The organism is Alcanivorax sp. MD8A, from assembly GCF_002888555.1.
Lineage (GTDB): Bacteria > Pseudomonadota > Gammaproteobacteria > Pseudomonadales > Alcanivoracaceae > Alcanivorax.
On the sequence record NZ_AQOQ01000057.1, the window covers coordinates 1 to 9947 of the forward strand.

The window sequence follows — 9947 nt, forward strand, 5'->3', positions numbered from 1 at the left end:
AACGAAAAAATTCTGGCGACCATCTGGCAGGCCTTGATGGGGCTGTCGTTCGTCAGCCGTGACGACCACTTCTTTGCTCTTGGCGGGGATTCCATTCTGGCCTTGCAGGTGGTCAGCCGGGCACGCCAGCAAGGGTTGGCGCTAACGCCCAAAGAGGTGTTTGAGCAGCCGTTGCTCAAGGACCTGGCCCGGGTTGCGCTCAGTGCCCAGGCGCTGGCGATTTCCCAACAGCCGTTGACCGGCGAGGTGCCGCTGCTGCCGATCCAGCAGCATTTCTTTTCGCTCAACCCGCCCAGCCCCCATCACTGGAATCAGCACCTGTGGCTGGCGTTGGCGCAACCCATGTCGCAGCACGCCCTGGCCGAAACGTTGTCGGCATTGTGCCGTCAGCATGATGCGCTGCGCATGCGTTACCGTTGCCGCGATGGTGTCTGGTCGCAACATTGCCTCTCGCCAGAAGCGGTGAGTGACGATGTGTTGTGGTGGCGCGAGGCAGCAGATGAGGACGCCGTGGCCGCACTGTGCCAGCAAGCCCAGGAAAGTCTGGATATCGAACATGGCCCCTTGCTGCGTGCGCTTTATGTGACAACCCCCCAGCAGCAAGACCGGCTTTTGCTGGTGATCCATCACCTGGCCGTGGACGGTGTGTCCTGGCGAGTACTGTTGGAAGACCTGCTGGCGGCGTACTCGCAGGCGCAGAGTAATGAAGACGGAGATGAAGGCGGAGGACAAGAGATTGTTTTGCCGCAACGCACACATACCGTGTCGGACTGGCATCAGGCCCTGCAGCAATGGCTGCAGGAAAACGGCACCCAGCGTTTGCCGTTCTGGCAGCAACAGCAGCCGGAGCCGGGCCATGTACCGCTGCCGGTGTATGGCGAAAAACGCAGCGTTGCAGTATCACTGGATGAATCGGCGACCCGTCGTTTGCTTCAGGAGGCGCCGACCAAGCTGGGGGCGTCTGTGCCGGCATTGCTGCTGACGGCGCTGGTGAGAACGCTCCAGGCTGATGATCAGAAAGGCGATCAGGAAGGCGACCAGAAAGAGCATCAAGGCGCCGCGCTTGCGACTCGAGCTCCGCAGGTTGCGAGCAATCTTGTTATCAATCTGGAAGGCCACGGTCGCGAAACCCGGCTTGCCCCCGGGCTGGATCTCAGCCGTACCCTGGGCTGGTTTACCAGCCTGTTCCCGGTGTCGTTGCCGTGGGCGGCGGATCCCCGCCAGAACCTGTTTGCGGTTACCGAACAACTCAAAGGCACCGAAGCGGATGCTGGCGTCGGTTATGGCGCCCTGCGGTTTATGGCCGATAGCCCGCTCAACGACAGTGCCGATGCGCCGTTGACGTTCAATTATCTGGGCCAGTATCACGATGATGCGTTGATTCAGGGTTTCACGCCGCTCAACGGTGGCGGTAATGCCCAGGCCGATGACAACCCTATGGCGGCGCCGCTGGCCATTAATGGCCAGGTAATGGCTGGGCAGCTGGAGCTGGTGTGGGAATTTGCCAGCAGCCGTTATGACGCTGGCACCATTCAGCATTGGTGCGGCCGCTATCGCCAGGAACTGTTGGCACTGCTGGCGCTGGCCGATGCGCCACGGGACAGCCAGGCCGACCCGGCACTGGTGACGGCGCTGAATTCTTCACAGAATTGGTCGCAGGACTCTTCACAGAACTCTTTACAGAACACGGCCACAGACATACCGGTGTTGTGGTGTCCGCACCCGGTGACCGGCCGGGTCACCGGCTATCAGACTATTGCGGCAGCCCTGGAAGGGCAGTGGCAGGTGCGCGGCATACAGTCGCGCAGTTTTCTTGAGGAAGGCTGGTTTGACCCGTCGCTGGAAGAAATGGCAGAGCGCTATTACCGCACCCTGAAGCAATCGCAACCACGCGGGCCTTACTACCTGCTGGGCTGGTCGCTGGGCGGCGCCCTGACCATGGAGCTGGCCAGCCGACTGGAACGTGATGGCGAGACCGTGGCATTTGTAGGGCTGCTGGATAGCTATGTTCCTGGCACCGAAGTGGCGGAAGATCAGTGGTCGTCACCGCAGGCGCAGGCAACTCTGCGAGAGCATCTGGGTTTGCTGTTGCCGGGGGTAAGTGCTGCGGCATTGGATGAGTGCATTGTCCTGTTGCGAAATCACCAGCCCCCTCAGTGGCCGCAACAATTTTCAACATGGCTATCGCAGCAACCCGTGGATGCCATGGTGGCAGACAGTGCGCGCCAACTTTTGCATTCATGGGCTGTGGAGCAACACCTGCGTGATCTCTGTTGGGGTTATCAATTGCCCAGCCTTAAAACGCCCTGCCATGCCTGGTGGGCCGCACAGCCACCAGGCAGGGCCGAGATGCTGAAAAATGGCATCGAGCAACGCGTGATGTTGGCACAAAGCGAGGTCTTGATGACCGATCATGTTGGCATTGTGCGTGAACCGGAAATGGTTCGGTGGTTCGAGGAACGTTTGTCGAGTGTGAACTGATACAAATTGACAGGAAAACCCGGCAGGAATTGCACCGGGGAGACTGGTTGTAAGGAATGTAATCTGTATAATCGCGCATGCGAATCATTCCTATTAATGTGTTTGTTACGATCGTCAGGAGAAAAACGATGGGGAATCGGACAGGGAGCAGACTGGCTCAGGGGATTGGGGTCTGTCGTCATCCGTTGGCATTGGCTATTGCGGCTGCATTGGCAGCTTCACCGGTCTGGGCGGAAGAGGCCACCAACGAAGAACAGTTGGAAACCATTGAAGTCAACGCTGAGCAGTCTGAGGACGTGTATGGTCGTGATGACTTTGGTTATGTCGGTCAGCGCAGCCGGACGGGTACCAAGACAGATAGCCCTGTAAGCGAGACTCCACGCTCCGTTTCTATCGTAACTCGCGAGCAGATGAATGACAGGGCAGCCGTCAGCATCAGCGATGCCTTGCGCTATACGCCCGGTATTCAGGCCGGTTTTTACGGCGAAGATAACAAGCAAGACTGGTTTATTGTCCGGGGTTTCAAACAGGCGAACAAAGGCCTGTATCGAGATGGAACCCGAACCTATTCAGAAGGGTTTTACAGCTGGCAGATCGACCCCTTCCAACTGGAGCGGGTTGAAATTCTTCGCGGTCCGGCATCCGTCCTTTATGGGCAGACTCCTCCGGGCGGGGTGATCAACGTGATCAGCAAACGTCCTCAGGATTATAGCTTTGGCTCTGTTGAAGTTGAGTACGGAAGCTGGGATCGAAAGCAGGTGTCGGCTGATCTCGGTGGTATTGTTGGCGATGGTCATGCCTTCAGGCTATTGGCGTTAGGCAGGCAGAGCGGCACGCAAGTGGACGATGTCGAGCAGGATCGCGTTCTTTTCGCGCCTTCGCTGAAGTTGAACGTAGGGGACAACACTGAACTGACATTGTTGGCCAGTTATCAGGAAGATAATTCCGATCCCTACCTGCAGTTCCATTTGGCGGAAGGCACTCTGAATCCCAGCACTACCGGAAATGGATACATTGGTGACGATGTTGCCATTGGCAACCCGGATTATGAGCGCTTTGACAGAACGCAATACACTCTTGGCTACGAACTGAATCACGATTTTAATGACGGGGCGTCGTTTCAGCAGAACGTGCGTTATGGCCGTATTGATATCGATCTGCGTCAAATGTATGCGCTGGCATATTCCGATGATTTTGGTATGCCCTCGAATCGAACGGAGGTCGTACGCTATATCTCTACAGAAGATGGGCATGCAGATAGCCTGAATGCCGACAACCGCTTTATCTTCAAATGGGATCTGAACGGCATGGAGCATACCTTGCTGGCAGGTATCGATTATCAAATGTTGAAGATAGACGGGAAGGACTATGCGGCTGATCCGATTGTAGGGGAAGAATTGTTTCCGGGTATTTATGCCCCTAATACATTGAACGTCTATAACCCTGAATACGCCAATGCAAGCGATATCGTTCTGCTGGATGGAACTCTGCAGCCACTATCGGAAAGTGATCTTCAGCGCCGTACTACGGACAGCTATCAGCTGGGCTTCTATCTGCAGGATCAGGTAAAAATTCAGGACCACTTGGTTTTGATGCTAGGAGCCCGCCACGACAAGGTTGATACCAAATTCGAAAACAAGGCGACTGGGGCTAAGCAAGATGTAGATGGTGATGAGTGGACTGCCAATGCCGGGCTGGCATGGATCTTCGATAATGGCGTTACTGCCTATACCAACTACTCCCAATTCTTCCAGCCCATTATTCAGCTGGATGCCAATAACGAGCCCGCCAAGCCGGAACGTGGTGATCAAGTCGAAGTTGGTTTGAAGGTGCAGCCTGAAGGGTTTGACGGTTACTTTAATGCCGCGGCGTTCAAAATTACCCAGGAAAACCTGACCTTTGGCACTGCAGGAACAGCATCGTTTCAGCAAATCGGTGAAGTCGAAAGTGAAGGGGTAGAGTTTGAGGCAGTGGCGAATGTGACTCCGAGTCTCAGCTTCGTTGCCAATATGACCTTCCTGGACCCCGAAATCACCGAAGATGCTCGCGGAGAGACCGTTATTGGTAACCAGCCAAATCAGGTGTCAAAACGCTTGGGTTCAATCTGGGGCAAATACAGCTTCATCGGTGGAGTTATGAACGGTCTTTCCATTGGTTCAGGTGTCCGCTATGTGGGCTCAACCTATGGTAATGATCTTGAGCAGCACAGTTTCAAGGTGCCGTCATACACAATCTGGGATGCCACGGTCAGCTACCAGTGGGATAACTTCAAATTCCAGGTTGCCGCCAAAAACCTGGAAGACAAGGAGTATGTTTCTACTTGTAACTATTGGTGTTGGTATGGCGATCGTCGCAACGTCATTGGCAGTATCTCTTATGCCTGGTAATGCCCGCCACACCGCCATGCTGCTGCCCACCGGGCAGCAGCTGGATGTGTTCGATCAGGAATTGACACCGCAGTGGCGGTGTCAGAGCAATGATCAGGATCTGTTGACCGTGGAGCTGGACGATACGACAGCTCGCGTTCTGCAATCCACGGACGACCCGGCACAACTGTGCCGGGCCGCTTGGGCTTTTTTTGTCTCGCGGCCCGCGGTGACGGCGCTGGAATTTTCTGGTGATGGTCATCCCGGTTTCATGGTGCAGCGCGACAATGATTCTGCTGTGCTGGAGCGAGACATGCTCTGGCAGTTGACCGGCGACTGGCTGCCCAAGGCAGCGGCGTTTCCGTACCCGGTCCGCATGGTGATGGACGACAGTGGTCGCCGTCACCCCCGTCGCCCGGCCAAGCCGAGTGGCGAAGTGTATCGCCGTTTCGATACCGGTATTCAAGCGTGGGTGTCACTGCGAGTGCTGGATATTGAAGAAGACCTGGAGCGCTTCATGCGCTGGCAGAACAGCCAGCGGGTCGCAGCTTTCTGGGAACAGAGCGGCACACTGGAAGCGCATCGCGCCTACCTGGAAAGCCAGGCAAGGGATCCGCGCGTGCTCAACCTGATTGGCTGTATTGATGATGATCCCTTCGCCTACTTTGAAGCGTACTGGGCGAAAGAGGACCGTATTGCGCCGTACTACGACGCACAGGATTTTGACCGCGGCATCCATATGCTGGTGGGCGAAGAGCACCACCGTGGGCCGCACAAGGTAAAGGCGTGGCTCAATGCCCTTTGCCATTATCTGTTTCTCGATGATTGTCGCACCACGCGGATCGTGTCCGAGCCGCGTGCGGACAACGACAGGATGATTCAACACCTTCAAGCCAGGCGTTTTGCCAAGCCAAAGGAGTTTGATTTTCCGCACAAGCGCGCAGCCCTGATGGTGCTGCAACGTGATGCGTTTTTTGAGCGTTGCGAGCTGAGCTGAAAATCACGGTTCGGTAGGGACTCTTATACCGGACTGCCATGGCGCGCTGCCCACCACTACCCGGCAGCAAGTGGCTGACCTGTCCGCAGGGTGCGGACGGTCGGTGTATGGATAACCCGGAGACCGGGATGGGTCTCCGCCACATTGAGGACACCCCCATGAACGTTCATTCCCAGGAATATGATGTCGTCGGCATTGGCTTTGGCCCTGCAAATCTGGCTATTGCCATTGCACTGGAAGAACAGTCGGACCTGAAAGGGCTGCGTTATTGTTTCCTCGAAAAACAACCGCGTTTTGAATGGCACGGCGGGATGCTGCTGGATGGCACCCGGATGCAGGTCTCTTTTCTGAAAGATCTGGCGACCCTGCGCAACCCGGCCAGCCGTTTCACCTTCGTGAATTACCTGCACGACAACCACCGTCTGGATTCCTTTATCAACATGGGTACCTTTTTCCCGACCCGTGTGGAATACAACGACTATATGCGTTGGTCGGCGGAGCAGTTCAGCGAGCGAGTGCAATACGGTGAGGAAGTGATTGCCATCGAACCAGTGGAGCAGGGTGGCGAAGTGGAGTGGGTGCGTATTCGCTCCCGCAACGCCGACGGTTCAGAGAAAGAAATTTTTACCCGTAATCTGGTCATCGGGATTGGGGGATACCCGAATGTGCCCGCCGTGTTTGCCGGCAAGATGGGCGACAACATGGTGCATTCCTCCCGCTATAAACATGAATACGAGCGTTTCGGTCGCCATGAAACGCCGCGTATTGCGGTTATCGGTGCCGGGCAGAGTGCCGCAGAAATCTATCTGGATCTGATGAACCAGTATCCGGATGGAAAGATGGACATGATCACCCGCAGCCGTGCGCTCCACCCGGCGGATGACAGCGCTTTTGTGAACGAGATCTTTGATCCCGCCTTCACCGACACCATCTATGCGCGCCCGGAAGAAGAGCGTCGTGATTTTCTGAAAAAGTTCAGCCAGACCAACTATGCGGTGGTGGATCTTGCGGAAATCGAACAGATCTATGAGCGACTGTACCTGCAAAAAGTCACCGGCAAGGTACAGCACCGGTTCCTGTCCAACCGCGACATTGTCGGTGTGCAGAATGACGGCACCCGGGTATTGCTGACCCTGCGCGACAAAGACACCGGTCTGGAACAGACCGAAGTCTACGACGGGGTGGTGCTGGCCACCGGCTACAACCGTAATGGCCATGAACAGTTGCTGGCGCCCATGGCCGACTGGATGTCGGAGCAAGGGGTGGAGCGTTGCTATCGTCTGCCCATGGCGAAAGGCTGCCGCGCCAATATCTTCCTGCAAGGGTGCTGCGAGGAAACTCACGGCCTGAGCGATACCTTGCTGTCAGTACTGGCAGTGCGTTCCCAGGAAGTGGTGGATGCCCTGATTCAGCGTCACAGTCGCCCGCTGGCGGCGGCCTGCGCCAGCTGATGATCCCGGCACTGGCCCCCCTGTTCCAGGGGGGCTTTGCTCACTACGGTGAACGGCTGCGGCTGGCGCAACCGGATGACCCTGCCCTGCCATTGACGGCACTGCTGGACCCGGCGGTGCTGGACGTCCAGTTACAGGCGTTTCGCAGTAACTTCGCCCAGGAAGATCCCCGCGCGGTGCTGTCGATCTGGAGCAAGTACTACTTTCTGTATTTGGTGCCGCCGGTATTGGCCGCCAATCTGATTCTGCAACGCGACCTGCCGTTGGATCCCCATGCCATGCGCGTGGAGATGGATCCGACCGGATTGCCAGCGGTATTCGTCTTCGCCGATGAGGGCGGCCCGCTAGCGCCGCCTTTGCACGGCCTGGACCGCTTCGCGTCCCTGCTACAGGACAACCTGGCCTTCATGATCGATGGCTGGCAACAGCGATATGGTTTGTCGGGAAAAGTGCTGTGGAGCAATGCCTCGCGCTACCTTCGCTGGTTCGTACAGGAACTGTCACGCTTTGGATTACCGGAACCGATGTGGGCGCCGGGCAAGAGTCTGCTGGAGGCGAAAGCCTATGCCGATGGCACCCGCAATCCGCTTTACCAGGCCTATGTGGAGCGGTTTCGGCGCGACGATGGTGAGCCGCTGTCGGTTCGAAAGCTCTGCTGCATACGTTATCTGTTGCCCGACACCGAGTTGTGTGAAGACTGCCCTCGGCTCTGTCACAGCTGAGCCGCGATGGCCTTGCCCGTCGCTTTAATCGCGGTGGAACCACCGCTCCCACAGAGTGTGATGGCCTGCAGGAGACTTGCCCCTGTGGGAGCTTGCCTGCAAGCGATGCTGCACCGGGTTATATCGGAATGGGCTTATCGGGGAAGGGCAATCCAGCTCAGCACCCCATGTTGACGTTCGCGCCAGCGGAACGGAATTTCCGTGCCTTTTGGCCAGTCTGCATTGAGCGTGCGCAATAGCGTCAACCGGTCTGGCTTGCGTCGTTCCGCATCGTGGAAGTAAAAGCGTTTCCCGGTCAGGGGGTACAGGGCCTTGAACAGACTTTCCTTGGCGGAAAAAATCAGCGTTAGCCGGTTTGCCCGCTGTAGCGGCGTCATACGGTTCAGTTGCTGGCGCTCGTAGTCGGTGAACAACTCTTTTTCCAGTCGGGCTGCCCGTTCCGGGACGACCCACTGTTCGGTATCGAGCCCCACGGTAAGCCAGCGCTCAGCATCTGCCACCAGCACCTCGGCGATGCCATGACTATGGGTGATGCTGCCGATCCTGCCCTTGGGCCAGCGGGGCGAGCGGTCTTCATTGACGCCGGGGATTCCGGTGGCGCCCAGGCCCTGTAACCCCTCGCGGGCGCACCATCGCCCGGCTAGATACTCGGCCTTGCGCTTGGCGACAGCGGTTCGCAGGGTCACCGGTAACGGAATGCCTGCCAACAGGAAGCTGTCATCAAGCAAACGCTCAGGCTGATAGCGGCAACTGACGCGAAGCAGTCCGTTTGCCAGTTCTTCCTGGTGAGGTTGGCTTAGGCAGGCCGGGCGTTGAGGGTTCGTCATGACGACACGTTTCCTTGCATGAAGGGCGACTATAACAAAGCCGCGCCTGTGCGTCCGTTAACGCCAAAGGGTACACTTGCCGGCGCAGATATTCTGTTACCTTTTGCCCTGCCGCACGCCAGACCCAGAGGAGAACACCATGGCCGGAACCAGCCTGCTGGCACTGATCGATGATATTGCAACGCTGCTGGATGACGTCTCTGTCATGACCAAGGTGGCAGCCAAGAAAACCGCTGGTGTGCTGGGGGATGATCTTGCCTTGAACGCCGAGCAGGTGTCCGGGGTAAAAGCCGACCGGGAGCTGCCGGTGGTGTGGGCCGTGTTCAAGGGCTCGGCGTTGAACAAGCTGATCCTGGTGCCGGCGGCGTTGCTGATCAGTGCCTTTATTCCCTGGTTGATCACGCCGCTGTTGATGCTGGGCGGCGCGTTTCTGTGTTACGAGGGTTGTGAAAAACTGGCCCACAAGTTTTTCCATGGCAACGATGAGGGCGAACACGCCGAAAAACTGAAGGCGGTGGCCGATGCGTCGGTGGATCTGGTGGCCTTCGAGAAGAACAAGATCAAGGGGGCTATCCGCACCGATTTTATTCTCTCGGCAGAAATCATCGTGATTTCATTGGGGGCGGTCCAGTCTGCCACCTTTGGTGTTCAGGTCGCCGCGATTTGTACCATCGCGGTGCTGATGACCATCGGCGTCTATGGTTTGGTCGCGGGCATTGTGAAGCTGGATGATGCCGGCCTCTATCTTGCCAAAACGGATCCCCAGGCATCCGCGGCGAATGCGCGCATCGCACTGGGTAAAGGCATTCTGGCCCTGGCGCCCTGGCTGATGAAAACCCTGTCGGTGGTGGGCACCCTGGCCATGTTCCTGGTGGGTGGCGGTATTCTGGTTCACGGTATTCCCGGTTCCCATGACTGGCTGCATCACCTTCAGGAAATGGCTGGCGCCGTGGCATTTGCGGTGCCGTTGCTGGTGAATCTGGTGGGCGGTGTGATTGCCGGGGCGATGGTGTTGGCTGTTGTGACTGCCATCGGTCGGTTACGCGGGGCGCGATAGGCCCCGCGTATCACGACTTAAGGAGCCTCTGAATAACTCCTTGCGT

General features: G+C 57.3%; 7 protein-coding genes. 6 read left to right on the forward strand and 1 reads right to left on the reverse strand.

Annotation, left to right across the window (positions count from 1 at the left end):
• From A15D_RS16635 to fhuF, 5 genes are all read left to right on the forward strand, one after another.
• The coding region (locus tag A15D_RS16635) for a condensation domain-containing protein (RefSeq protein ID WP_233192282.1) at nt 1-2481 on the forward strand (2481 nt) is incomplete at its 5' end.
• A gap of 77 nt (nt 2482-2558) precedes the next feature.
• Nucleotides 2559-4868, forward strand: coding sequence for a TonB-dependent siderophore receptor (locus A15D_RS16640; RefSeq protein WP_233192283.1), 2310 nt, complete (start codon nt 2559-2561; stop codon nt 4866-4868).
• Entirely contained in the window at nt 4822-5844 is a 1023-nt protein-coding gene (locus A15D_RS16645) for a GNAT family N-acetyltransferase (protein ID WP_233192284.1), read from the forward strand. The genes A15D_RS16640 and A15D_RS16645 overlap by 47 nt, the downstream gene beginning before the upstream one ends.
• A 158-nt stretch (nt 5845-6002) precedes the next feature.
• Nucleotides 6003-7295, forward strand: a complete 1293-nt coding sequence (locus A15D_RS16650) for a lysine N(6)-hydroxylase/L-ornithine N(5)-oxygenase family protein (protein WP_031225681.1) — start codon at nt 6003-6005, stop codon at nt 7293-7295.
• Nucleotides 7295-8017: a siderophore-iron reductase FhuF gene (fhuF, locus tag A15D_RS16655; protein ID WP_022983683.1), complete on the forward strand. Its 723-nt coding sequence runs from the start codon at nt 7295-7297 to the stop codon at nt 8015-8017. Before A15D_RS16650 ends, fhuF begins: the two co-directional genes overlap by 1 nt.
• 134 nt (nt 8018-8151) lie before the next feature.
• Here fhuF and A15D_RS16660 read toward each other — a convergent pair whose 3' ends face one another.
• Nucleotides 8152-8844 carry a 4'-phosphopantetheinyl transferase gene (locus A15D_RS16660; protein WP_022983682.1) on the reverse strand — a complete coding sequence of 231 codons (693 nt, stop codon included), beginning with the start codon at nt 8842-8844 and terminating at the stop codon, nt 8152-8154.
• Nucleotides 8845-8983: 139 nt separating this feature from the next.
• Between A15D_RS16660 and A15D_RS16665 the strand changes: the two genes are divergently transcribed.
• Nucleotides 8984-9901: a DUF808 domain-containing protein gene (locus A15D_RS16665; RefSeq protein WP_022983681.1), complete on the forward strand. Its 918-nt coding sequence runs from the start codon at nt 8984-8986 to the stop codon at nt 9899-9901.
• Nucleotides 9902-9947 lie beyond the last annotated feature (46 nt).